We start from the raw sequence: 22,793 nt of genomic DNA, 5'->3' as shown, positions 1-22,793 counted from the left end.
TATGATTATTGTGCAGAAATTTCTTTGAGTTCAAAATACTCGCGTTGAAGTTCAGCATTTTCTTTTTTCAAATGCACCACTTCATTTTGAAGATAGTTCTCATACTCCTGCAAACCAAAAAGAACTTCAAGGGAGTTTGTACCGTACAAAAGTACACCCAAATATATCCCCAGTCCTATCACCAAAGCAAACAGGAGAAAAAACTTTTTTAAAGAGAGTCCCAGATATTTTTGAGTAATTGTCTGGGATGTGTCAATCTCTTCAAAAAGTTCTTCTTTGTTCATCAGGTACCTAGCTAAACAGTGCTGAACCTAAATACTCACTGTAGACTGTTTCATTTTCAATTTCCAGCAAACGATTGTATTTTGCAGTTCTTTCACCTCTCGCAGTCGAACCTGTTTTAATCTGACCACAGTTAAGTGCCGTAGCAAAATCAGCGATAAACGCATCTTCACTCTCACCTGAACGATGGCTCATTACACAGGTGTAACCGTTTCTTTGGGCAAGACGAACTGTCAGCATAGTCTCGCTTACCGAACCGATTTGGTTTGGCTTGATCAAAATAGAGTTTGCTATACCTTTTTGAATACCCTCATTCAATATAGCGGCATTGGTAACAAACAAATCATCACCGACAATCTGAATTTTATTGCCAAGTTTTTCAGTCATAAGCTTAAATCCGTCCCAGTCATCTTCGCTTAATCCGTCTTCAATTGAGACAATCGGATACTTTTGACACAGATTTTCATAGTAGGCTACCAGCTCTTCACTGCTGAGTGTGCGATCTTCTGACTCCAGTCTGTATCCGCCCTCTGTAACAATCTCGCTTGCTGCAACATCGAGTGCAATCCCAATCTCTTCACCTGGTTTGTACCCTGCTTTTTCAATCGCTTCCATGATAACCTGAATAGGCTCCTCATTCGAACTCAGATCCGGTGCAAAACCACCCTCGTCGCCAAGTGCTGTACTGTGTCCTTTTGCAGCTAAAATAGATTTCAGGTTATGGTACACTTCAGCAGCGGCGCGTAAAGATGTTGCAAAATCTTCAAAGCCGACAGGCATAATCATATACTCTTGAAAGTCTACATTATTGTCAGCATGGCTTCCTCCATTGATGATATTGAGCATCGGTGTCGGCATAACCATTGCATTGGCTCCGCCCAAATAGCGGTACAAAGGAATATCAAGACTCTGTGCAGCTGCACGTGCAACCGCCATAGAAACACCAAGAACAGCATTTGCCCCGAGATTTCCATAGTTTTGTGTTCCGTCAAGCTCTTTCATTGTTGCATCAATGACAGCCTGGTTAAAAGGACTCATCCCGATAAGCACATCAGAAATCTGAGAATTCACATTTTCAACAGCCTTTAAAACACCTTTGCCCATGTAGCGATCACCGCCGTCACGCAACTCCAAAGCTTCACGTTTTCCGGTACTTGCCCCGGAGGGTACTATTGCGCTTGCGGTTGTTCCGTCACTCAGTCTTACTGTTGCTTTTACTGTCGGATTCCCGCGGGAGTCCATTACTTCAATTGCACTTACATCATCAATAAACATATATCATACCTTCTTAAAAATTTTAAATATTCAAAGGCTTTTTATGCGTCGGCTTCTGCTATATCAGAAGTATCCATCGTCATAAGAGAGCTCATGCCCATCGCCTGTTTAACCTTCTCTTCAATCTCAGCTGCAAGTTCCGGCTCATCTTTAAATTTCGCCTTGACATTTTCACGGCCTTGACCAAGTTTGGTCTCTCCATAAGAAAACCAAGCCCCGCTTTTGTCTATTATGTCTAATTTTACACCATAGTCAACGAGCTCACCCTCTTTTGAGATTCCTTCTCCGAACATTATATCAAATTCTGCCTGACGAAAAGGAGGGGCCACTTTATTTTTAATTACTTTTGCTTTGACTCTGTTACCGATTTGACTCTCCCCCTGCTTCAGTGAAGCTATACGACGCACGTCTATACGGACAGAAGCATAAAATTTTAAAGCATTCCCGCCTGATGTTGTCTCCGGTGAGCCATACCCCATCATACCGATTTTCATACGAATCTGGTTGATAAAAATAATCGTACAGTTCATTTTGCTCAGCACACCTGTGAGCTTTCGCAATGCCTTAGACATAAGACGGGCCTGAACACCGACCTGCTGATCATTCATCTCACCTTCAAGTTCAACTTTTGGTGTCAATGCGGCCACTGAATCTATAACAATCAGATCAATAGCACCGCTTCGTGCAATCGTCTCTACAATATCAAGTGCCTGTTCAGCATAATCAGGCTGAGAAACCAGAAGATTGTCAATATCTACGCCAAGATTCTTCGCATAGATGACATCAAGTGCATGTTCTGCATCTATAAAAGCGCATACCCCTCCGGCCTTTTGGCATTCAGACGTAATTTGGAGCGCCAAAGTTGTCTTACCGGAGCTCTCCGGCCCGTATATCTCAACGACTCTTCCCTGCGGTACACCGCCTATTCCAAGTGCCAAATCAAGCCCCAAAGAACCTGTACTTATAGACCGGATCGGCACAATATCCTTATCACCAAGGCGCATTAAAGCACCTTTGCCAAAGGCTTTATCTATCTGCTTCATCGCCAAGTCTAATGATTTTTGTTTGTTTGCATCCATTTTGGACTCACTTATTATGAAATTTAGACTTATTTTATGTAAAAATTTGCAATATGCTTAAATTTATGTCATTTTGCCATATTTTTAATCATATTCTTTTTCCATAGAATTTGATGAAATTTTAGCTAAAAAACATAAAAAGAAGTAAATAAAAATAATTTACTTTTCACCTGCAGTTTTTTCTGCTATTTCTACGGCAGCTTCATCTCCATGCACAATAACCAGTATTTTGTTCTCCTGTATCATATCTCCGTATTTTTCCGCCAAAGATTTTTCTATGCCCAAATCAACAAGCCAGGCCGTCATCGCTCCGGTTGCGCCAAACATTACAGCCCCTGCTGCCATCCCTGCGATAGATGCAAGTATTCGCCCCGTTGCCACTATAGGTCCGACACCCGGAGCCCAGAAGAGAATACCGCCCATCAGAAGTCCCCAGAGTCCGCCCCAAAAAGCACCCTGTTCACCCCAAAATATAATGTTTTCACTGTGTTTTTTATACTCAAATTCGTTTTTTTCTTCCTGTTCTCCTTTAGCTATTACTGAAATATATTTTTTCAGTACACCGTTTGCCAGCAGTTTATTGACAAATTCTGCTGCCTCATCGTAGTTATCATAGACTTTTACCAATGCTTCTTTGCTCATAACTGTTCTCCTTATATTAAAAATAATGTTATTTAATTATACTCCCATTATTATTAATTTAATCAAAAAGTTCTTTTTATCTATTTTTCGATAAAATAAACCCATGAAAAAAACTCTTATTGCACATTCACCTGACGCAGACGATATTTTTATGTACTATGCCATTAAATTTGGCTGGGTAGATATGAAAGATACACACTTTGACAATATTGCAAAAGACATACAAACACTCAATGAGGATGCACTCAACGGTGTTTATGATATTGTAGCCATCAGTTTTGCTCTTTATCCTCATATAAGAGAAGAGTATGCTCCTCTTCGGACGGCTGTAAGTTTCGGTGAAGGTTATGGCCCTAAACTTATCAAAAGAAAGGGTCAGCGACTCAGACGAAATTTTAAAGTGGCTCTCAGCGGAAAACATACAACCAATGCAATGCTTTTTCGCATCGCCTACCCTGAGGCACGCATAAGCTATATGAATTTTCTGGAAATAGAGAATGCCGTCAAAGAGGGGAAAGTGGATGCCGGAGTACTGATACATGAAAGTATATTAACTTTTGCGGACGAACTTGAAGTAGAACGCGAAATGTGGGATATCTGGCAGGAACTTGCCGGCAAAGAGTTGCCGCTGCCTCTTGGAGGTATGGCAATCCGTCGCTCTTTGCCTCTTAACCGTGCAATAGATTATGAAAAAACACTGACAAAAGCAGTGCAGGTTGCCCGTGACCACAAAGAGAGACTCTCACACATGCTTATAGAGCGTGACCTGGTCCGCATAGATGCACAGACACTTGCAAAATATCTTGAACTCTATGCAAATGATGACTCCATCACCCTCAGCGATATTCAATACGAAGCCATCGACAAACTCTTTGAAATAGGCTATGAACACGGATTTTACGACAAACCTGTTGCGATCAGAGACTATCTGATCCCTACAGAGTATACGGCACTGAGAGAGTCATAAATGGAAGCAAAACTCGTAGCACTTGGCGTACAGACATTTCAGATTGCACTCTATCTTGCACTTCCCGGACTCCTTACAGGTATGTTTTTGGGACTTGCTGTCAGTATTTTCCAGGCTACAACACAAATCAATGAAATGACGCTCTCTTTCATTCCAAAAATAATCGGTGTGGTTATCGTCATCGTCCTTACAATGCCCTGGATGCTCAACGAGATGACAGACTTTTCTGTCGGTGTATTTAATATGATTCCCACCTTTGTCGAGTAATGCAGTTTAAAAGTATCGATTTTTCAAAATATTCCTCTTTTAAAATAGGGAATGTTGTTGATGTTGCTCTTTTAGAAGAAGATTTTACAGATCTGGCAGACTACACTCTCATAGGGTCCTGCAACAATACTCTTATAGGACCCAATCCACCAAAACTGATGATGCTCGATAAAAAATACAACTATATAAAAATAAACAACGGTCTTTTAAAAATCGGCGGAGCAACACCCTCGGGTAAAATTGCCTCTTTTTGTAAAAAGCACAATATCGCAAACTTTGAATTTCTTTCCCATCTTCCGGGAAAACTCGGTGGTCTTGTTTATATGAATGCCGGACTCAAAGAGTTTGAAATTTTTAACAATCTTATCAGTATTACCACCCCCTCCGGGTTACATGTAAAAGAGGAGATACAATTTGGTTACAGAAAAACAAATATCAAAGAACCCATACTTGAAGCAGCTTTTTCTTTAACATATGGTTTTAGTCAGGAAAAAGTAACAATGTTTAAAAAAATGCGTGCCAATCAGCCTGCAACCCCGAGTGCAGGCAGCTGTTTTAAAAACCCCGAAGGTGACTATGCCGGCAGACTGATAGAGGCGGTAGGACTCAAAGGCAAAAGAGTCGGCAATATAGAGTTCAGCAGAGTCCATGCAAATTTTTTAGTCAATCACGGAAACGGCAGTTTTGAGGATGCTGTTTTTCTTATAACTGAAGCACAAAAAAAAGTTTTTAACAACTTTGGAATAAAACTAGAGTTAGAAATCGTACTTTTAGACACAAAAACACAAATACTCTTTTGACTTTCACGCAACCGCTGTTTTTTTTGCACTCTCAGCCCACCCTGAAGGATGGGTTCCAAATAATCCCGGAAACCCGTACTTTTCAGTGCGGGCTTTGTCTCTTTCAAAACTAAGGCCCAGATTCCGAAAGGATATCGAACTTTTATCTTAACTTAATGGCATTGAGACAGAAGTCTGAATTCCCAATGATTCCCGGAACCCGTACTTCAGTGCGGGCTAAAAGCTTGCAGGCCAAAAAACGCCTCTTAAAAACGCAGCATTAAACCTGCATAGAATCCTGAAAAATCCATATCTGTTTTCACATCTTCCCCGTCTTCGTCTATTTTTATTTTTTGTGTTCTGTAGCCTATTTCAATGGCAGGCTGCACAATCGGTGAGATGTCAAAGGTATAGTCTATTTTTGCACGTATGTCATAAATAGTCGAAGAACCCGTAGTCACATACTTTGCATCACTCTCAAGAGCAATGTTTGTTGTCGGAATTTCCACTCTTACCCTTGCATAAAGAAGCGGAATAGGTGCGGTATAGGAATCCTGATAACCCGGAAACACTCCGTTTTGTGCCACTGTGTAGTCCATGTTCATCACTTTTATATCCAGCCCCAGATCAACTGTTGTCCAAAAAGTGTTGTCCAGTATATTATAGTAAGGAATAATATCATACTCTTTGATATCCAAAACACTGTTTGATGACCCAGGTATAGTCACGCCACCCCATGAACCTGTTGCCGTACCCGTTGCATGGATACTGACATACTCAAGTCTGATATTCGGAACAACCGGAATAGGATGTTTTATAAGCATCCACACATAGGCGGATGTGTCTTTTTTTTCATCAAATGTATTTGTACCTGTGACACCGCCGCCAGCGTTATAATCAGCTGTACCAGATGGTGTCTGTGCCCATGCACCCGCACCGATTTCAACTCTTGCCATGTCGGCACAAAGCGAAGCGCTCAAAATTGTACTTACAGCAATAGCAGATAAGATTTTTTTCATGTTTAACCCCGTTAAAATAATTTACTTTATTATATCAGAGATTGCTGGAAGAATAATTAAAAATGTTTGATTAGATAGCGTTTGCATTTTGAATAAATCAAAATGCAAACAGAAGGAGAAACAAAATAAGACATACTCATTTTGCTTTTTTGCCACCAATGGCGGCAAGAAGAGAAACTGACTACTTTTTCGCAGCTTCTATTGCAGCATCATACTGAGGCTCTTCAGTGATTTCCGGAACGATTTCTTTATAAGTTACAATTCCGTTTTCATCAATTACGAAGATAGCACGAGCAGTTACACCTGCAAGTGGAGAACCGCCTAAAAGTACACCGTATGCGTTAGCAAAGTCTTTGTTTCTGAAATCTGAAGCAACAGTTAATTTATCGATTCCCTCAGCTGAACAGAAACGTCCTGCAGCAAATGGAAGGTCCATAGAAACAACAACAGTTTTAACACCGTCAAGTTCTGCAGCTTTTGCATTAAAGTTACGAGTTTCTGTAGCACATACACCTGTATCAAGTGAAGGAACTACGATGATAAGTTGTTTTGTACCTTGAGCACCACCAACTTTTACATCACCCAAACCATCTGAGTTTACTACATTAACTTCTGGTGCTTTATCACCTACATTTACTTCATTTCCTAATAACTCTACGTCTGTACCTTTGAATTTAGTTGTTGCCATATTCAATTTCCTTTATTTAACACTCATTTTGAATGTTTGATTTTTCTTGTTGGAATTGTACAATTAAAATACTAATATTTAACTTATTAAAGCTCAGAAAACCTTGCTTTAAGTTAAATTTAATTTATCACATCTTTACCCTTGCTGCTACACTCACTTCTTCCAAGGAAGTAAACATCCCCTGCTTGTACATATCCACTGCAACACGCCCTATCATAGCCGCATTATCCGAACAGTACTCTAAATCGCTCAAAAGTAGTTGTGCATTATAAGGCTGCAGCAGCTTTTTTATTTCCCCTCGCAGATACAGGTTTGCACTTGCGCCTCCGACAATGGCAAAGTTTTTCGGAGGGTTTGTCTGAAAATATTTTTTAAGTTTGTGTACAAGATGTTTGCTTGCAGTATATTCAAAAGAAGCCGCTATATCTTTATAGTCTTGCGGTTCAGATTTTTCAACAGCAAGCCGAACCGCATTTTTCAGTCCCGAATAGCTAAAAGCAAATTTTGGTGTTCTAAGCAAAGGGACGGTAAAGTCATATCTTTTTCTGTCGCCCTCTTTTGCAAGTTTTTCTATAACCGGTCCGCCGGGATACCCCAACCCCATCATCTTCGCCACTTTGTCAAAACTCTCACCGAAGCTGTCATCCATACTTTTTGCAACCGTCGCAATATCGGTCAGACTCCTGACCTCCATCACTTGTGTATGCCCGCCTGATACCAGCAGAACCGTCAAAGGAAAAAGCGTCTCTTTTTCAATAAAAAGTGAATAAATATGCCCGGTAAGATGATTTACCGCAATAAGGGGAATATCAAGTGCAACACTCACTGCCTTTGCCAGAGTAACCCCCTCTATCAGCGTAACGGCAAGTCCCGGGCTTGTTGTCACCGCAACCGCTTTTATCTTTTTAAAATAGGGCTCGCACTGCTCTAAAATCTTTGGCAAAGCCTCTGCGTGCAGTCGCGCTGCAAGTTCGGGAACAACACCGCCGTATACGCTGTGTTCAATTTCCTGAGAAATTTTTTTATGAAAAACGAGCCTGTTTGTTGCTATTTCTGTTACAGCAATTGCACTGTCATCACAGGAACTTTCTATACTTAAAACCATCTGTTCTTTCCTACATATTTTCGCACTTCTTGATCTATAAGGAATATATCGCTTACATGTAAAGGGAGTGCATCACTGAAATTTTCATACGCATTGATAATAATTTTACTGATATCCATAAAACCTATTTTTTTAGCGATAAACATCTCAATAGCCGCCTCATTTGCCGCATTGACAACAACACCTCTTTGCGGATTATTCAGCAGATCTTCTTTAATCTGCCAGACAGGGTAACGCTCCGGACTGATTTGGCGAAACTCCAGACGTCCCACCTGTACAAGATCAACATGCGGTAAAATCGCTTCATCCATTTTTTCATCCAGCGCATAGGCTATGGGCAACTGCATACTCGCATTGGCAAAATGTGCTGTGGTTGAGCCGTCTTTGAAGTCTATCATCGCGTGAATCAACGACTGTGTCTCAATAATGGCATCATATTCTCCCTCGCCAAAGAGCCAGCGTGCTTCGAGCAGCTCAAACATTTTATTGACCATGGTTGCCGAATCAATTGTAATTTTTTGCCCCATTGACCAGTTTGGATGCTTTTGTGTATCTGAGAGTGTTGCTGTATGCAGTCTTGTTATCTCCCAGTCACGAAAAGCTCCGCCGCTTGCTGTAATCGTCATTTTTTTTACCGGTCTCTCCTGCAACAGATACCACAACCCGAAATGCTCGCTGTCAATGGGCTGTATTTTTGATGTATCAATGAAACTGCCGCAGGCAACGAGTGACTCTTTGTTTGCCAGGGCCACTTTTTTATCACACTCTATGGCTTTGAGTGTCGGGCGCAGGCCCAAAAAACCTACCAGTGCATTTACTACAAGTTTGGAGGTTGCTTCTTCTATTACATGTAATATAGCTTCTTCTCCACTATAAACACGAGAATGATTTACTTTTGCAACATCTGCTTTATTTGCTACAACGACAATTTTTGGCTTATGTTCTTTAATCTGCTTATTTAAAAGTGTAATATTTTTACCACAAACCAACACCTCAACTTTTATACCAAAACGTCTGGCAACCAGCAAAGCATTGACACCGATGGAACCTGTCGAGCCTAAAAGTATCAACTAGACCAGTCCGCGAAGCAGTACAAGCATGACAATCGCACCAAAAAGGTAGCCGTCAATTCTGTCAAGTATGCCGCCATGCCCCGGAAGCAGATCACCACTGTCTTTTACTCCGGCACTGCGTTTGAGCGACGACTCAAACAAATCGCCGAATATTGAGCTCAGCGCAACCATAAAAGAGATGACAAGAGCAATCCAGAAATCAACAGCAAAAACACCCAAAAATGCGCCGACAAATGTTGCAAGGGCTACACCGCCTATGACACCTTCAAGGGTTTTATTCGGACTTGTCTCACAAAATTTTGTTTTTCCTATGCTTTTGCCTACAAAATAGGCGCCGATATCAGTCAGGGCAACAACACCCAGCAGCCAGACTAGTGACAGTACGCCATACTCTTCATACATTGTTAAAATAAAAAGCAGCCCTGCCGTCGGATAGATAAACGGTAAAAAGTCAACCCATTTCAGGTTTTTATCATACGCCACAGCAGATGCATAGCCGACGCCTGCAAGCACAAACAAATCATCCCCGTAAGGGTAAAAAGCGGCTATAAGCCATAAGGCTGCTGCATATGGCAGAAGATTATCTTTTTCTACACCAAAAAGCACCACAGCCTCTTTAAAAGCCAAAATGTATACAGTCCCAAGAAAAAGCCACATAACAAAAAAATTGTCTATCAATCCGACAGTCAGCACAACGGCCAAAAGTGCCAATCCTGTGACTATCCGCTCTCTACTATCTCGTAATATGCTCATAAAAGATCCCTACAAATTTTTCAGATAAAATATTATATCTAATCAGACTTTAATATCTAATAGATGCAGTGGTTCGTCCGGTTCGTCCTCACTCTTTTCTTCAACAATTTCATGCCCCTGGTTTTTTGGCAGATTGTTTGTTTCCTGATCCGCTTCTTCTCTTTGGTGTTCGCGGTCTGGGTCTATTGCATGACTCTCTTCGGTAGGACGGACCTCTTCTATCTCTTTTTCTTTCTCCTGCACAGCAGCCTGCGCGGCAAGGTTTTGCAAATCAAAGCGGACATATTGATTGCCCTGCAAAGGTGTGACGGCAGGCGTCATCTGGTTTACCAAGACTACATTTCCGATAGCTCCGACACTCATAGGCTCCTCCTTCCTTTTGGTTCACAAAACCGGTACTGTAGTGCCGGCTGTTGTTACTTCTTCACCATTCTCAGCCCACCCTAAAGGATGGGTTCCAAAACTTTCCGGAATCGGTACTGTAATGCCGGCTGTTGCTACCTTTTCGCCATTCTCAGCCCACCCTAAAGGATAGGTTCCGAACTGTAGTAACTTTTCGGAATCGGTACTTCAGTGCCGACTGTTGCTAGGCTCTTGTATCTACCTCTATTGTCTTATACTTATTATACAACACATTTGCCCCGTTTTGTATCGTGACTTCCCGTCTTGGAGTATAATCGACCAAAAAGCGGTCTTTTGAAGCGGTACTGAATTCCACACAGAGTCTTGCCGCTGCCAAAATGATGTTTTGCGGCAGATTCTGCTTGTCAGTGGTGATGATGACATGGGCGGAAGGACGGTCTTTCATATGCAGCCATATATCTTTTGCCCGTGCGTTTTTTAAAAGTTCAATATTGCCTTTTTCATTTTTTCCAAGCTGTACCTTGTACCCTTCTATCCAAAACACTTCTATGGAGTCATTATGCCTGACTTTTTTGTTTTGTACTTTTTTGGGCAAAAGCATCTCTATCTTTGCCACATCTTTTGCCTCTTTGATTACATGTATAAAGCGCTTGAGATGTTCTATTTTTGAGCGTAGGGACTCCTCTTCTATATGCAGATGCTTGGCACGTTGTTTTGCTTTTTTACTTTTGGAAAAGAACATTTCACTTATCATAAAAGGAGTGGGATAGCGTTTTTGCAATGCTATGTGCACTTTTGAACCGTCATAATCTTCCAGTTCTATTTCTCTTGCATAAGGCTTGATGTTTTGCACATTTGAGAGCACCAAATTGCCCAAATGCCCATTTTCCTGTGCCTCTTTTTCCAGGCTCTCCTGTGAATCAAGTTTTGCATAAAGTTTTTGCAGTTTTTGCAGTTTTTTCTCAAGCTGTGAAATTTTTTGCTTTTTCAATCCTTCAAGTTTTGCATTTTGCTCTTTTTCATACACTTCGTATAAAAATGCTTCCACATCCTCAAGCGGATACTCTTTTGCCACAAAAGGCGCAGGCGGAACATCCAGCAGTTTTTGCCCAACCCGAACTTCCCGAAAAGAGGAAAACAGATCAACATGACGCAGTGCTTCAAGCACAATATTCTCTTCATCCAGAATAATGACATTGGTATATTTGCCTGTAAATTCTATCTGCAGATAGGTAATCTCTTCTTTATAAGCAGAAGCCAGAGAGGTTTTAATGCGTATTATTTTATCATCATTGAGCAGTTCTGCATGTAAGACATTTGCACGGTTGAACCGTTTGGCTAAAATGACATCAAAAGGGGCATTATATACCTTGGAACGCGGGTACTCTTCACATTTGAATATACTTGAATTCGAGCGTTGCATATTAAAATAGAGCGCATCATTTTTGTCAAAAACAATTTTGATGATGCTGTCGCTTACCCGAAATGCAGCAGATATTTTTTTAAAATTTTGTAAATAATCAGTAATTTGTTCTAAATGTGAAAGTTTCATAAGAGTATTTTAGCTAAAATTTCAAAAACAAAAGAGGATTCCCCAAAATATGCCTAAAGGTTTCGGTAAAAACTACTTTACATTAGCAGCAATCCAGGCATATATCTCTTTAACAAAGATTATTGCTCTGTCCAGTTCTATATGTACACTTGACGGCAAACCTCTTAAAATCAAAATCAATTCTCCTCCTGCAAAATAACTCTACCCAGCAATTTCTCTAAAAACTAAGATGCTTCTCGAAACCTAGGATTTAGCCTTTCAAGACGCACAGCCCAGACTAAAGTCTGGGTTCCGGAAAATATGTCTAACTTAATGATATTGAGATTAAAATCTTGCTTTCAAAAAAAGCACAAACCATAAAACGAAAAGGATACATATGCAAAAAACAATACAACTCTCACTTCTCAGTGTCGCTCTTTTGAGTCAGCTTCATGCCCAGGAAATTACTCTTGCGCCATTAGAAATCACTGCAACTGCGATAAAAACAGATGAGTTACAGTCTACAGATGCCGTAGAAGTTTACACGGCCAGAGATATAGAAAAAGCCCATGTGCAAAATATTTATGAATTTTTAAACCAGCAGACTTCTGTAATTACAATGCCCTCTTACGGAAACCCTTTTTCTCAGAAAATTGACATGCGCGGTTTTGGTATTGGAGACGGATATGAAAATATTGTCATAAAAGTAAACGGAAGAAGATTAAACAATATCGACGGAGTACCACAGCTTTTGGCAAGTATTTCTCCTGATGCGATTGAGAAAATAGAAATCATCAAAGCAGGCGGCATAGTTGAAGCCGGAGACGGTGCAAATGCCGGCGTTATCAATATAATAACAAAAAAAACAGACCGTACACAGGTAGGATTCTATGCAGGAAGCTATAATACTTTTGACGGAACTTTCAACATAGGGCATATCGACGATAAACTTTCCTACAATCTCAATGGAGAAGTTCAAAAGCACGGAGGTATTCGATATATTGACAACAATGGCAACAAGGCTGAAAATAAATTTTCAAATTTCAGTTTTGACATCGCCTACCAGGCACTTGAAAACCTGGAGCTCAGAGCAAACGCCCTGACATCAGATATAGATGTCTGGTATGCAAGCAGTCTGACACTGGACCAATACAATGAAGACCCGACACAAAAAAGCAACTCTTTTTTCGCAGGTGTCCATCAAAAAGCCAGCAGTGATGTCATCGGAACAGGTCTTACCTATGATATTACAGATACGCTCTCTTTAGATATGAACTACAATCATGAGTATAAAACTTCAAACTACATTACCTATAACAGTGAATTTGCATACAGCTACAACTCGGCAGATACTGTTTTAAAGTATATCAAAGAGAACTATGAAGTTATCGGAGGAGGCTATCTGTTTGACGGTACAAGAAAAGCTTCTGCAAATCGGACAACCAAGAAAAATCAAGCTGCATTTGTCAAAACAAACATCTATCTAGGAGCAACAACACTCAAAGCCGGCTACCGGTACGAAAAAGTCTCCTATGAATATGCTCCCTCCGCAGGAAACATACTCAGTCAAGATGACACACTGCATGGTATAGAACTTGGATACAACTATATGCTGGACAAGGAACAATCACTGTTTTTTAATTATGCAAAAGGGTATCAGGCACCAAATATCGATCGTTTCTTTAATTATGGCGGAACGTTTAACCAGTTTATCAAACCGTCAAAGTCAAACAGTTTTACACTCGGTTACAACAAAATCACAAGAACAAACAAACTGAAATTATCAATATATTATATTGGTATGAATGATGAAATCTACTACTATGCGGATCCAACCTATGTAAATTCAAAAAATACAAATATTGACAAATCACATAAATACGGTTTTGATCTGTATGACAAATATCTTTTTTCTCAAAACTTCAATGCAGTCTTTAACTATAATTATGTGCAGGCAATTATAGATGATGAAATTGAAAACGGCGAAGACTATTCAGGAAATGAATTACCGGGTGTCAGCAACCACAACATCAAAGCAACACTCAATTATCTGCCAAACAGATTTACAACCCTGGCAATAACTGAAGTATACCGTTCGAGTGCCTACGCCGCAAATGACTTCAACAACAACTTTGCACAAAGACAGGAGGCATACACAAGTACGGATGTTTCCTGTACCTATGCAAAAAAAGATTACGAAATTTTTGTTAAAATAAACAATCTTTTTAATCAAAAAAACGGTTTATGGATCAGAGATGATGCCATTTACCCTGTAAACTTTACGACAACGGCTATTTTTGGCTTTAACCTAAAATACTAAAAGGAAAAACCCGTGAGTATAAAAATTTTTCTCCTTATCCCCTTTTTTATACTCAATCTTTGGGCAAATGAGAGAGTTGTCTCTCTGAGCCCATCCATCACCGAAATAATTTACGGTCTGCATCGCGACAATTTACTTGTTGCTACGAGCAGTTATTCGCTTTATCCAAAAGCAGCACAAAAACTGCCTGTCATCGGAGGATACCAAACGCCTAACATAGAAAAAATTATAGCATTGTCTCCTACACTTGTCATAGGACAGACTTTCAATCAAAACACATTAAACAGACTGAAAAAATTTCATATAAAAACACTGATGCTCAGACTCAAAACCTTGTCTGACATACAAAATTCCATAAAAAAACTCGGCGAAACCCTCGCTGCGCAAAAGAACGCGAAAAAACTTAATACAAACATAACTAATGCACTAACAAACGCAAAGAAATCCAAACATCCGCACAGTGTCATGATCGTTTACGGGCTCAAAGAAGATTTGCGAAACGGCATTTATATAGCGGGGCATGACATCTTTTTTAACGACATTATCAAAGCCTGTGGCAACACAAACGCCTACACCGCACATACAACAAACCAGCCTGTTTTAAATTATGAAAATGTTATTGCTTTAAACCCGGAGCAGATCATCATTTTACATTCACATGCCACCGAGCCCAATGTCAATGTGAAAAAAGCTTTGCAAAACTGGTATGCTCTGCCAACCAAAGCCGCAAAAAACAAAAAAATCTCTGTTGTAGATGAAGATTATCTGCATATTCCCTCACAAAGAGTGGCTTTAACCATTCAGCGACTCTGCAGGCAAATGAATGATTAAGCTCAGTGCACTTACATGTAACTATAAAAACAAAACTGTTTTTGAAAACATTTCATTGGAAACAGATACCCACCTGAGTATTCTCGGTGCAAACGGTTCGGGCAAGAGTACACTGGCAAAAGCCATCTGTTCTCTTGTGCCATACAAAGGTGAAATATTGCTTGAAGATACAAACATACAGGCACTTTCTCTCAATGAAAAAGCAAAACTCATTACTTATATTCCTGCAAAACTCGAAATTTATGATCCGGACATATCAGTAAGAGACTTTGTGGTTTTAGGCAGATTTGCCTATAAAAAAAGTTTTTTTGACTACTCTGATGAAGATAAAAAAATTGCAAAAGAGATGCTCTCCTTTTTAAATATTTCGCATCTTGGCCGACATCTTGTCAGTGAACTCAGTTCAGGAGAACAACAGTTGACTCTCATTGCACAGGCACTCACGCAGCAAAGCAAAATCATTATTTTTGATGAACCTACGGCAAATCTCGATCCGCACAATTCAAAAATAATTGCAAATCATATAAACGAGCTCAAAAAAAGACATACTGTTATACTTATCACCCATGATCTGCATCTTGCCGCCTACATTAATACGCCTGTTCTTTTTCTAAAAAACAAATCGGCAGTTTACTACGAAAAAGAGTTTTTTCATGATACTACACTCGAACAGCTTTACGGTGTTAAATTCGCATCCTTGGCGGTAAAGTATGATTAGAAAACTTATCTGGCTGGCATTGACAGCGGTATTTTTACTCTCGGCTTTTGTCGGTTCTGTTGATTTGCATCTGCAAAATATCTTTCATCTAAACTCTCTTGATGCACAGATTTTCTTTGCTCTGCGCCTTCCCAGAGTACTTTTCACTTTTTTTGCAGGTGCTGTTTTGGCACTCAGCGGACTGCTGTTTCAAACGCTCTTTAGAAATGCCCTGATGACGCCATACACTTTGGGAATATCGAGCGGAGCGGTTTTGGGTGCTGGCATTGCCATAAAACTTTCACTCGGCACTCTCCTTTTCGGTTTTGCCGCCATTTCTGTTTTTGGATTTTTTGGCGCTTTGTTTACTGTCTTTTTACTCCTGTATCTTTCCCGGTTTTTACGCCAGAGTCATGCAGAATCTCTTTTACTTTTAGGTATTGCACTTTCGCTTTTTTACAGTGCCCTGTTGATGGTCATCTTCTATCTTGGCAGTGCGATGCAAAATGATATGCTCATTCGTTTTACAATGGGTTCTCTCTCCGTTATCGGCTGGCAGTATCCTCTTATCATCAGCTTTTCCGCCATCATACTCTTTATCGCTGTTTACATGTACCGGTTTGAATTGCAGCTTCTGAGTATTTCGCAAGACCAGGCCCAACTCAAAGGAGTCAATACAAAAAAAGTCACTGTTATTTTGCTTGTCATCTCCTCTTTTGCTGTCGGTACTCTTGTCAGTATCAGCGGACCTATCGGTTTTGTCGGATTAATTGTGCCTCATATTGTCCATAAACTCTATCCTGTAAACATCAGCAAAAGAATCATAAAAACAACACTCTTTGGCGGTCTTTTTTTGGTACTGTGTGATACAGTTTCACGAACACTGCAGACACAAAGTGAATTGCCTATCGGAATCATTACCGCCATTATCGGCGGGCCATTTTTTATCTATCTTATCATCTCAAGAGCGCAAAAACGCTAACAAAGGAATCTATATGGGTTATGAAACATGGGTGCAAGAACATGCAGAAGCACATAAAAAAATAATTGACAAACTCCTACAGCAGGGGCTAAACAAACAGCAGATCATCGACTACTTTGATTTTGAAAACATGAAAGAAAAAGAGAGTGATTTTTGTCCGCTTTATGCCAAAAATAAAAAATGCCATGATATGGAGAGCCTCAACTGCTATCTTTGTTCCTGTCCGAATTTTCGTTTTAATGACAAGGGTTTTAAAAAAACAGAAGACAAAACACAGTTTAGTTATTGTGCAATCGAGTCAAAAGACGGCAGACAGGGCATTTACGGCGAAGCAATCCATCAAGACTGTTCCGGATGCAGTGTACCGCATCACAGAGCCTATGTCGAGAAACATTTTGACCTGGACTGGGCAAAGATTATGAAAGTCTGCCAGGTTTAAATGGGTGTCAAAACAGAATTAACGCTTGAACAACTGCGTCGGATTTTTCCCGACTATGGTTTTAAGCAAATTATCCCCACAACAAACGGCATAATGGATACAACCTACATTGTAAAAAACAGCAAAAACAGCTATATTTTAAAAAAATATGAAAGAGAGACGGGCAAAAAGGTGCAAACAGAACAGGCACTTTTAAAGCATCTCTTTACATGTAAACTCAATACACCGCAGTTTTTGGAAGAAAAAAACGGCTGGTATCTCTACTCAAAACTCCAGGGCAGTATGCCAAAAAACATACAACTCTTCCATATTCGCGCACTCGCAAGATTTTTGGCACAATTTCATACTGTGAGTAAAGATTTTACGGATGCTTCTCCTTTTTTAAACGCATACAATATCAACAGTATGCTGGATTTTGTAAAGAAAAATCATTTTTATTATTATAAAAAGCTCTGCTCACTGCAAAATTTACGCCAGAAGAACGAAGGTTTCATCCATGGAGACATTTTCAAAGACAATACCCTTTTTCACAAAAACAACATAGCCGTATTTGATTTTATAGACGGCGGTTTGGGAGAGTTTGCCTTTGACGCGAGCGTAGCCCTGTTCTCTTTCAATCCAAAAAACAGGCAACTCTACACAAAAATGTTCTTGGCAATATACAATCAAAAAAGAAATAAAAAAATCACCACAGCAAAGCTACAAAAACAGCGCAACACAGCAGCAAACTTCTATGCCCTTCTGCGAATAAACCATGACAAAAAAACAAAACGTGCCAAAGAAATGTATAGTACCTTCTAAAAGTTACTGACACGGAATTTAAACGGTCTCTTTGTTATGTCTTTATGCAACATCTTCGAATGATACTTCAAGCATACTCTCAATGTTTAAATGATAATCAATAGCTTCCCATTCAATACCTGTATTCATGCAGATGAATTTATACTCTTTGAGTTGAGAGATAGAAGCCTCTTTGAGAGGTTTATACCACTCCATCGGAGTTGAGATGATTCTGCCATCTTCAAGTTTTACATGTAAGTATTCATCATCAAAGTGAACTTCTTTACCTTTAATTAAACCATTTTTATTGAGTAAAGTTGGCAATTATCATTCCTAGTCTTTGTTTGATAGTATTATAGCAAAAATTAGATTTGTGGAGATTTCTTAGCAGTTTATTTTGGACATAACGGTTGACTTCAGTGACGCTCTGCGTTCACTGCAAGGCTTTGTTAGTCTTGTCTCTTGATGTTCAATTATAGAGAATATGCAAGCCCTAAATCTAAACCTGCGAGTTGAATACTTTCATCATTATCAAATCGTGTTGTTAATAACTTATGTTTTGTATTTAAATCTCTACCTTGAAACATCCCTTGTAGTTCTACTAAAAATGAATATTCGTGATTTTGTATAGTATATTCATCACATAAAACTACTTGTATATATTCTTTATTATAATCATTTAATAAATCTAATACATCATGAATAGGAAATTCTATTACTTTGTACAAATAAAAAATAATTATGGAATCAATAATATTATCTATATTTTGTATTGTATCTAGATCACTTTTCTCTATGATAATAGTATCAAAGTTATTTTCATTCCATAACTCTGAAATTGTTTGAACAACTTTACCACCATATTGAATCGCATGAGTTAAGTTTTTGGAACTTAAAGCATTTATAACTTCTTTTGTGTCCTCAAACTTTGTTGTATTTGGCAATGCATTTTTAATTCTTTCCAATTCTTCGGTACTTGATAAGTATAATAGCTGATTAACAATATATTTTAATTGTTGTGTGTTAGACCTATTTTCTGCTGAATTAGTATCATCATAATTGAGTTCAAGTAATTTTTTTAGCTTTATTCGGTAGAACTTTTGTAAATTAATTAACTGTTGGACTATAAAATCATTTTTAGTAAAATATATTTCAAAGGTTCCATATCGTTTATCATTTTTCATCAAGCTTTTTATATAAAACATAAAGCCTTTGCTTTTAGCTTGTTTTTTTATTCTACTTAATGGTATGTTATACCCCAAAGATTTAATCGCACTCTCTAAACTTTCAATTCTAGAGGGATGCATGGAAATATAAGCTGTTATATAATTTAATACTTCATATAAATTGCCTTCTTTAGCATCATTACTACTATTAAGTAATGACCAATCCTCAAGGGTTAATTCATCTGTTTTAGTTTCATTAATTGTTAGCTCATGAGGTAGTTGAGAATTTACATACTCAACTACCTTGTCTTTATCAGATTTATCGCATACTATAATAATATCGTCAACATATCTAAAATATTTTTTTGGATATTTACTACTAAGTTGTTTATCGAAATCACTCAAATAAACTTGTGCCATTAAATGACTTAAGTCTAAACCTATAGGCACACCATTAATAGATTGTTCTAAAATTGAATTTGTAATATTTTCCACCATGCTTAATATATTATCTTCTGAATTATTATCAATTTCTTTAAAAAAAAGTTGTTTAACGTTTTCTTTGTTAATTGATGGATAAAATTTTGTTAAATCTAAGACAACTGCAATTAAGTCCTTGTCAGATTTAAGAATATTATGGACATTTTCATTTCTTCTTTTAAACCCATTAAAATAATATTTAAAATTTCTCGTTGAATTCACATATTGAGGAAGTGAATAGCTATAAACAAACTCTTTATTATTTATACAATTTTGTTGTGATATTAATCTGAGCAAGTAAGATTCCGAGATAATGCCAAAAGTAGATAAAGATAATGTATCTCTATATATAAAACTATCACCTTCTTTTTCTTTAAATAATTTATTTTGTTTAGTAGACCAATTTTTTCTTACTTTTAGTTTTCTTTCAATGAAATCATTAAATAAGCCATTTTGAGCAGAAGAATTTGAAAAGTCTTCAAAAAAACATCTTATGCTTATATACATTATTGGGTTTAATGTTTTAACTTGATTTAATGAACGTAAAGCAATATTATTATAAATATTCATTTATTTTTCTCTTGAGTATTGTTTTAGAATAATTCCGCTTTTAGGTGTATTACCCGTAATAGGATCATACCACTTAAAACGTGAAGTACTATCTTGAGATATATTTATAACCTTAGGTAGCCACGTTGTCAACTTGTGTAACTTAGTTATAAATTTTGAAAAACTACTAGCCTCATTTGTATTTGGCTCAATGTATAAGATTGTCGTGTTTAAATGGGATAGAGCAATTTGTATATATGTAAAAGATTTATCAAATTGTTTGTAAATAGGACTTCCTACTCCACTGAAAGCTGACATGAACACATAATGTTCTTCATAAGCATCTTCATTTTGTAGAAATTTTCGTATAAGTAGGTTAGTTGACTGTGGACTAGAAGCATCCCATTCACATATTTCATAATTTATATATATTAATTGATATTCTAAATACATTTTTATTTCTTCTAGTAATTCATTATATATTTTTAATGCAGATGAAGAAAAATCTCCTGCTAAAATATTAATATATAAAGGTAATTTTGGAAGTTTAGAATGTGCTCTTAACTCAGATATATTAGAAAGTAATGATAATATTCCTGCCCCTGTACCTGCTGGAATATCTAAAATAGATATTTTACCCCCTCCAAATGTTGCTTTTAGATTTACAGATATTTCTAGAAAATCTTCTCTTGGGTCGATTATCACAAATTGAGTTCTAGCAGATGATGTTAAAAATCTTTCAGCAAAATGCTTTTTTGTTTCGGCAATATTTTTACCTCCCGTAGCTCCAGTCGTTTTTTTATGATATTTTTTTGCATGATCATACATTGATAATTCAATTAATTTATTTTTATAAATATCAATAAGTTTGTCTGGTTGATATAATGTATTGTCTTTCCATAAACTACTAGGTATCATTTTCTTCTATTCCAATATTGTATTTTAATAATGTTACTTTTGGAGACTAACGGGGGCGCGGGTGAATGAGCAACAACATCTGAAAATTTATTTTCTGATGTTGTTGCTCATTCCTCCCGCTTGTTATCTGGCGCTGTGCGACAGATGACTAGCGGGTGTTCAACCCGCGCCCCCGTTATCCGGTCACGCAGTGAGCGGATAACTATTTATTAACGCACATTATAGGTAGAATAACCTTAAATCACACAATTAACTGTCAATATAAATGTGTGTTATTTGTTAATTTTCGTACATAACACACAAAATATCGCTTAAAGTTTTTCTTTCAAACCAAGTAAAGTTAGTAAACTTTTGGTAAAATCCGCGTATGAAACACGGTGCCAATATATATAAATATGCAAAACAACTCGGATGCAGGAGTGATGAGATTATAGACTTTTCATCAAACATCAATCTTTATCAACCCCAGAGTGCTTTACATGTAACCAATAGTACCATTACAAAATATGCCCAAAGTAATTACACAACACTCAAAACGGCTATTGCACACAATTATGGTCTGAAAAAATCACAAATCACTTTGTATAACGGGGCGACTGCCGCTGTTTATGCTTTGTTTGAGGCATTAAAACAAAAAAAGGTCACTTTGTATGCGCCTCTGTACGGCGAATATGAAAAAGCGGCCCTCCAAAGCAAAAAAGATGTTTACAAAATCAACCGAATTGAAAATATCGACGCAACCGTTGCAAAAAAGTCCATTGTTGTTTTTGTCAACCCCTCTACGCCCGAAGGGAGTTTTTACGAACTTGCAACACTTTTTGCTTACTGGAAAAAGCAAAAATGTACCGTTATTTTGGACGAAAGCTTTTTGGAGTTTGAGAATCATCCCTCTTTGCGGCAGATGATTCAAAACTATAAAAAGCTCTATATCGTTCAGTCATTTTCCAAGTTTTACAGCTGTCCAGGGGTGCGAATCGGTGCTGTTTTTTCAAACAAAAAAAATATCACAAAATTGCATCCGCCGCTTTGGAATATCTCTTCACTCGATGCGGCATTTTTGCAAAAACGTCTTGGCGATCAAACTTTTAGAGAAAAAAGCCGCCAACTGCATACAATACAAAAACAGGAACTGCTTGATATTTTAAAAAAATGCGGACTTTTTGAACAGATTGTCCAAAGTGATGCAAACTTCATTCTGACACAATCATCACAGGCGGAAGAAATTTTTTCTCATCTGCTCAGACAGAAGATACTTGTCAGAACCTGCGGCAGTTTTGACTACCTTGATAACGGATGGCTCCGCTTTGCCGTAAAAGACAAACAATCACATACAGCGCTGCAAAATGCACTTACAACTTACCCAGGAGAAAACCAATGAAAATTATACTTAGCCTGCTACTCGTAGCCTTTAGCCTTTTCGCTCGCGCTGATTTGGACGAATACGCCCAGAAAATGGGCTTTCAACGCGATTATTACGCAGCCCTTGCCAAAGCAAAAAAAGAGCAGCGTCCCCTGATGCTTGTTGTAACCAAAGCAGAATGTCCCTGGTGCGACCGTCTCGAAGACCGCACTTTCACCAATCCGACAGTGCATAAACGTTTAAACAAAGAAGTGGTTGTTGTGCTTGTATATAAGAATTTTGATGAGGGAGATTACCCTGCCGACAAATTTCCGGCACCCTTTAGCCCCCGTATCTTTTTCGTAGACCCTGCTACGCAAAAAACGCTGCTTATTGTTAACGGCTATGTCAAAGCAGACAGCTTTCTTCAAGAACTCGATACACTGCAAATGCTGTGGCGTAAATAAGC

Annotated in this window: 26 protein-coding genes; 12 read left to right on the top strand and 14 right to left on the bottom strand. The window is 38.3% G+C overall.

The features are described 5' to 3' along the window. Window positions 1-5: 5 nt before the first annotated feature. From MLC35_RS00560 to MLC35_RS00545, 4 genes are all read right to left on the bottom strand, one after another. A complete protein-coding gene (locus tag MLC35_RS00560; RefSeq protein WP_151901352.1) occupies window positions 6-284 on the bottom strand; it encodes a hypothetical protein in 279 nt (92 codons plus the stop codon). Window positions 285-291: 7 nt separating this feature from the next. Further along, on the bottom strand, window positions 292-1,557 hold the full coding sequence (gene eno / locus MLC35_RS00555) for a phosphopyruvate hydratase (RefSeq protein ID WP_151901353.1): 1,266 nt from the start codon (window positions 1,555-1,557) through the stop codon (window positions 292-294). A 41-nt stretch (window positions 1,558-1,598) separates the two neighbouring features. After that, complete coding sequence (gene recA / locus MLC35_RS00550; protein ID WP_151901354.1) at window positions 1,599-2,636, bottom strand: recombinase RecA; 1,038 nt, start codon at window positions 2,634-2,636, stop codon at window positions 1,599-1,601. A gap of 159 nt (window positions 2,637-2,795) precedes the next feature. Further along, window positions 2,796-3,278, bottom strand: coding sequence for a hypothetical protein (locus MLC35_RS00545; protein WP_418640902.1), 483 nt, complete (start codon window positions 3,276-3,278; stop codon window positions 2,796-2,798). Between the two features lie 103 nt (window positions 3,279-3,381). Between MLC35_RS00545 and MLC35_RS00540 the strand changes: the two genes are divergently transcribed. The 3 genes from MLC35_RS00540 to MLC35_RS00530 are packed head-to-tail and all read left to right on the top strand — an operon-like array spanning window position 3,382 to window position 5,312. Then, window positions 3,382-4,245 carry a menaquinone biosynthesis family protein gene (locus MLC35_RS00540; RefSeq protein ID WP_418640901.1) on the top strand — a complete coding sequence of 288 codons (864 nt, stop codon included), beginning with the start codon at window positions 3,382-3,384 and terminating at the stop codon, window positions 4,243-4,245. Next, window positions 4,246-4,512 carry a flagellar biosynthesis protein FliQ gene (gene fliQ, locus MLC35_RS00535; protein WP_151901357.1) on the top strand — a complete coding sequence of 89 codons (267 nt, stop codon included), beginning with the start codon at window positions 4,246-4,248 and terminating at the stop codon, window positions 4,510-4,512. Next, a complete protein-coding gene (locus MLC35_RS00530; protein ID WP_434637232.1) occupies window positions 4,512-5,312 on the top strand; it encodes a UDP-N-acetylmuramate dehydrogenase in 801 nt (266 codons plus the stop codon). Before fliQ ends, MLC35_RS00530 begins: the two co-directional genes overlap by 1 nt. 245 nt (window positions 5,313-5,557) lie before the next feature. On the opposite strand, the gene MLC35_RS00525 is transcribed toward MLC35_RS00530, so the two are convergent. The 7 genes from MLC35_RS00525 to MLC35_RS00495 all read right to left on the bottom strand — a co-directional run bounded on the left by MLC35_RS00525 (window position 5,558) and on the right by MLC35_RS00495 (window position 11,844). Next, on the bottom strand, window positions 5,558-6,310 hold the full coding sequence (locus tag MLC35_RS00525) for a TIGR04219 family outer membrane beta-barrel protein (protein WP_434637230.1): 753 nt from the start codon (window positions 6,308-6,310) through the stop codon (window positions 5,558-5,560). Window positions 6,311-6,491: 181 nt separating this feature from the next. Beyond that, window positions 6,492-6,998: a thiol peroxidase gene (tpx, locus tag MLC35_RS00520; RefSeq protein WP_151901360.1), complete on the bottom strand. Its 507-nt coding sequence runs from the start codon at window positions 6,996-6,998 to the stop codon at window positions 6,492-6,494. Window positions 6,999-7,125: 127 nt separating this feature from the next. Continuing rightward, complete coding sequence (tsaD, locus tag MLC35_RS00515) at window positions 7,126-8,103, bottom strand: tRNA (adenosine(37)-N6)-threonylcarbamoyltransferase complex transferase subunit TsaD (protein WP_434637228.1); 978 nt, start codon at window positions 8,101-8,103, stop codon at window positions 7,126-7,128. After that, window positions 8,094-9,173, bottom strand: a complete 1,080-nt coding sequence (gene dxr / locus MLC35_RS00510; RefSeq protein WP_346389124.1) for a 1-deoxy-D-xylulose-5-phosphate reductoisomerase — start codon at window positions 9,171-9,173, stop codon at window positions 8,094-8,096. Before dxr ends, tsaD begins: the two co-directional genes overlap by 10 nt. Further along, window positions 9,174-9,929, bottom strand: coding sequence for a phosphatidate cytidylyltransferase (locus MLC35_RS00505; protein WP_346389123.1), 756 nt, complete (start codon window positions 9,927-9,929; stop codon window positions 9,174-9,176). It abuts the gene before it with no gap. Between the two features lie 42 nt (window positions 9,930-9,971). Next, a complete protein-coding gene (locus MLC35_RS00500; protein ID WP_151901364.1) occupies window positions 9,972-10,292 on the bottom strand; it encodes a hypothetical protein in 321 nt (106 codons plus the stop codon). A gap of 223 nt (window positions 10,293-10,515) precedes the next feature. Then, a complete protein-coding gene (locus MLC35_RS00495) occupies window positions 10,516-11,844 on the bottom strand; it encodes an NFACT RNA binding domain-containing protein (protein WP_434637225.1) in 1,329 nt (442 codons plus the stop codon). Between the two features lie 49 nt (window positions 11,845-11,893). On the opposite strand from MLC35_RS00495, the gene MLC35_RS00490 reads away from it, so the two are divergent. The 7 genes from MLC35_RS00490 to MLC35_RS00460 all read left to right on the top strand — a co-directional run bounded on the left by MLC35_RS00490 (window position 11,894) and on the right by MLC35_RS00460 (window position 17,893). Then, complete coding sequence (locus tag MLC35_RS00490; protein ID WP_434637223.1) at window positions 11,894-12,043, top strand: hypothetical protein; 150 nt, start codon at window positions 11,894-11,896, stop codon at window positions 12,041-12,043. Window positions 12,044-12,220: 177 nt separating this feature from the next. Beyond that, complete coding sequence (locus MLC35_RS00485; protein ID WP_434637221.1) at window positions 12,221-14,143, top strand: TonB-dependent receptor; 1,923 nt, start codon at window positions 12,221-12,223, stop codon at window positions 14,141-14,143. Between the two features lie 12 nt (window positions 14,144-14,155). Then, entirely contained in the window at window positions 14,156-14,974 is an 819-nt protein-coding gene (locus MLC35_RS00480; RefSeq protein WP_434637219.1) for an ABC transporter substrate-binding protein, read from the top strand. Then, entirely contained in the window at window positions 14,967-15,692 is a 726-nt protein-coding gene (locus MLC35_RS00475; protein ID WP_434637217.1) for an ABC transporter ATP-binding protein, read from the top strand. Before MLC35_RS00480 ends, MLC35_RS00475 begins: the two co-directional genes overlap by 8 nt. Beyond that, window positions 15,685-16,653 (top strand): FecCD family ABC transporter permease, encoded by a 969-nt coding sequence (locus MLC35_RS00470; protein ID WP_434637215.1) that lies wholly within the window; start codon window positions 15,685-15,687, stop codon window positions 16,651-16,653. Before MLC35_RS00475 ends, MLC35_RS00470 begins: the two co-directional genes overlap by 8 nt. A gap of 13 nt (window positions 16,654-16,666) precedes the next feature. Continuing rightward, complete coding sequence (locus tag MLC35_RS00465) at window positions 16,667-17,092, top strand: hypothetical protein (protein ID WP_434637213.1); 426 nt, start codon at window positions 16,667-16,669, stop codon at window positions 17,090-17,092. Next, a complete protein-coding gene (locus MLC35_RS00460) occupies window positions 17,093-17,893 on the top strand; it encodes a phosphotransferase (RefSeq protein ID WP_434637211.1) in 801 nt (266 codons plus the stop codon). It abuts the gene before it with no gap. Between the two features lie 42 nt (window positions 17,894-17,935). Here the strand turns inward: MLC35_RS00460 and MLC35_RS00455 are convergent, their stop codons facing one another. The 3 genes from MLC35_RS00455 to MLC35_RS00445 all read right to left on the bottom strand — a co-directional run bounded on the left by MLC35_RS00455 (window position 17,936) and on the right by MLC35_RS00445 (window position 20,985). Further along, window positions 17,936-18,196: a DUF2442 domain-containing protein gene (locus tag MLC35_RS00455; RefSeq protein ID WP_434580772.1), complete on the bottom strand. Its 261-nt coding sequence runs from the start codon at window positions 18,194-18,196 to the stop codon at window positions 17,936-17,938. A gap of 149 nt (window positions 18,197-18,345) precedes the next feature. After that, a complete protein-coding gene (locus tag MLC35_RS00450) occupies window positions 18,346-20,088 on the bottom strand; it encodes an RNA-directed DNA polymerase (protein ID WP_434637209.1) in 1,743 nt (580 codons plus the stop codon). Then, window positions 20,089-20,985 (bottom strand): hypothetical protein, encoded by an 897-nt coding sequence (locus MLC35_RS00445; RefSeq protein WP_434637207.1) that lies wholly within the window; start codon window positions 20,983-20,985, stop codon window positions 20,089-20,091. It lies immediately after the preceding gene. Between the two features lie 367 nt (window positions 20,986-21,352). Between MLC35_RS00445 and MLC35_RS00440 the strand changes: the two genes are divergently transcribed. Both MLC35_RS00440 and MLC35_RS00435 read left to right on the top strand, forming a co-directional pair. Next, the gene (locus MLC35_RS00440) at window positions 21,353-22,363 is read left to right on the top strand and encodes an aminotransferase class I/II-fold pyridoxal phosphate-dependent enzyme (RefSeq protein ID WP_434637205.1); all 1,011 of its coding nucleotides are present in this window, start codon (window positions 21,353-21,355) and stop codon (window positions 22,361-22,363) included. A gap of 74 nt (window positions 22,364-22,437) precedes the next feature. Next, window positions 22,438-22,791, top strand: coding sequence for a thioredoxin family protein (locus MLC35_RS00435; protein WP_434637203.1), 354 nt, complete (start codon window positions 22,438-22,440; stop codon window positions 22,789-22,791). Window positions 22,792-22,793 lie beyond the last annotated feature (2 nt).

Source organism: Sulfurimonas sp. NW7 (assembly GCF_051132265.1).
Taxonomy (GTDB): domain Bacteria; phylum Campylobacterota; class Campylobacteria; order Campylobacterales; family Sulfurimonadaceae; genus Sulfurimonas; species Sulfurimonas hydrogeniphila.
This window is presented reverse-complemented; position numbering and strand designations above follow the sequence as displayed.

Bases quoted from the DNA above. Each gene is read 5' to 3' on its own strand.
- MLC35_RS00525 (WP_434637230.1), bottom strand. From the start codon at position 6,310: ATGAAAAAAATCTTATCTGCTATTGCTGTAAGTACAATTTTGAGCGCT.
- recA (WP_151901354.1), bottom strand. From the start codon at position 2,636: ATGGATGCAAACAAACAAAAATCATTAGACTTGGCGATGAAGCAGATA.
- MLC35_RS00530 (WP_434637232.1), top strand. From the start codon at position 4,512: ATGCAGTTTAAAAGTATCGATTTTTCAAAATATTCCTCTTTTAAAATA.
- MLC35_RS00440 (WP_434637205.1), top strand. From the start codon at position 21,353: ATGAAACACGGTGCCAATATATATAAATATGCAAAACAACTCGGATGC.
- MLC35_RS00545 (WP_418640902.1), bottom strand. From the start codon at position 3,278: ATGAGCAAAGAAGCATTGGTAAAAGTCTATGATAACTACGATGAGGCA.
- MLC35_RS00465 (WP_434637213.1), top strand. From the start codon at position 16,667: ATGGGTTATGAAACATGGGTGCAAGAACATGCAGAAGCACATAAAAAA.
- MLC35_RS00470 (WP_434637215.1), top strand. From the start codon at position 15,685: ATGATTAGAAAACTTATCTGGCTGGCATTGACAGCGGTATTTTTACTC.
- MLC35_RS00450 (WP_434637209.1), bottom strand. From the start codon at position 20,088: ATGAATATTTATAATAATATTGCTTTACGTTCATTAAATCAAGTTAAA.
- fliQ (WP_151901357.1), top strand. From the start codon at position 4,246: ATGGAAGCAAAACTCGTAGCACTTGGCGTACAGACATTTCAGATTGCA.
- MLC35_RS00435 (WP_434637203.1), top strand. From the start codon at position 22,438: ATGGGCTTTCAACGCGATTATTACGCAGCCCTTGCCAAAGCAAAAAAA.
- eno (WP_151901353.1), bottom strand. From the start codon at position 1,557: ATGTTTATTGATGATGTAAGTGCAATTGAAGTAATGGACTCCCGCGGG.
- tpx (WP_151901360.1), bottom strand. From the start codon at position 6,998: ATGGCAACAACTAAATTCAAAGGTACAGACGTAGAGTTATTAGGAAAT.
- MLC35_RS00495 (WP_434637225.1), bottom strand. From the start codon at position 11,844: ATGAAACTTTCACATTTAGAACAAATTACTGATTATTTACAAAATTTT.
- MLC35_RS00475 (WP_434637217.1), top strand. From the start codon at position 14,967: ATGATTAAGCTCAGTGCACTTACATGTAACTATAAAAACAAAACTGTT.
- MLC35_RS00490 (WP_434637223.1), top strand. From the start codon at position 11,894: ATGCCTAAAGGTTTCGGTAAAAACTACTTTACATTAGCAGCAATCCAG.
- MLC35_RS00540 (WP_418640901.1), top strand. From the start codon at position 3,382: ATGAAAAAAACTCTTATTGCACATTCACCTGACGCAGACGATATTTTT.
- MLC35_RS00445 (WP_434637207.1), bottom strand. From the start codon at position 20,985: ATGATACCTAGTAGTTTATGGAAAGACAATACATTATATCAACCAGAC.
- MLC35_RS00500 (WP_151901364.1), bottom strand. From the start codon at position 10,292: ATGAGTGTCGGAGCTATCGGAAATGTAGTCTTGGTAAACCAGATGACG.
- MLC35_RS00560 (WP_151901352.1), bottom strand. From the start codon at position 284: ATGAACAAAGAAGAACTTTTTGAAGAGATTGACACATCCCAGACAATT.
- MLC35_RS00485 (WP_434637221.1), top strand. From the start codon at position 12,221: ATGCAAAAAACAATACAACTCTCACTTCTCAGTGTCGCTCTTTTGAGT.
- MLC35_RS00460 (WP_434637211.1), top strand. From the start codon at position 17,093: ATGGGTGTCAAAACAGAATTAACGCTTGAACAACTGCGTCGGATTTTT.
- tsaD (WP_434637228.1), bottom strand. From the start codon at position 8,103: ATGGTTTTAAGTATAGAAAGTTCCTGTGATGACAGTGCAATTGCTGTA.
- MLC35_RS00505 (WP_346389123.1), bottom strand. From the start codon at position 9,929: ATGAGCATATTACGAGATAGTAGAGAGCGGATAGTCACAGGATTGGCA.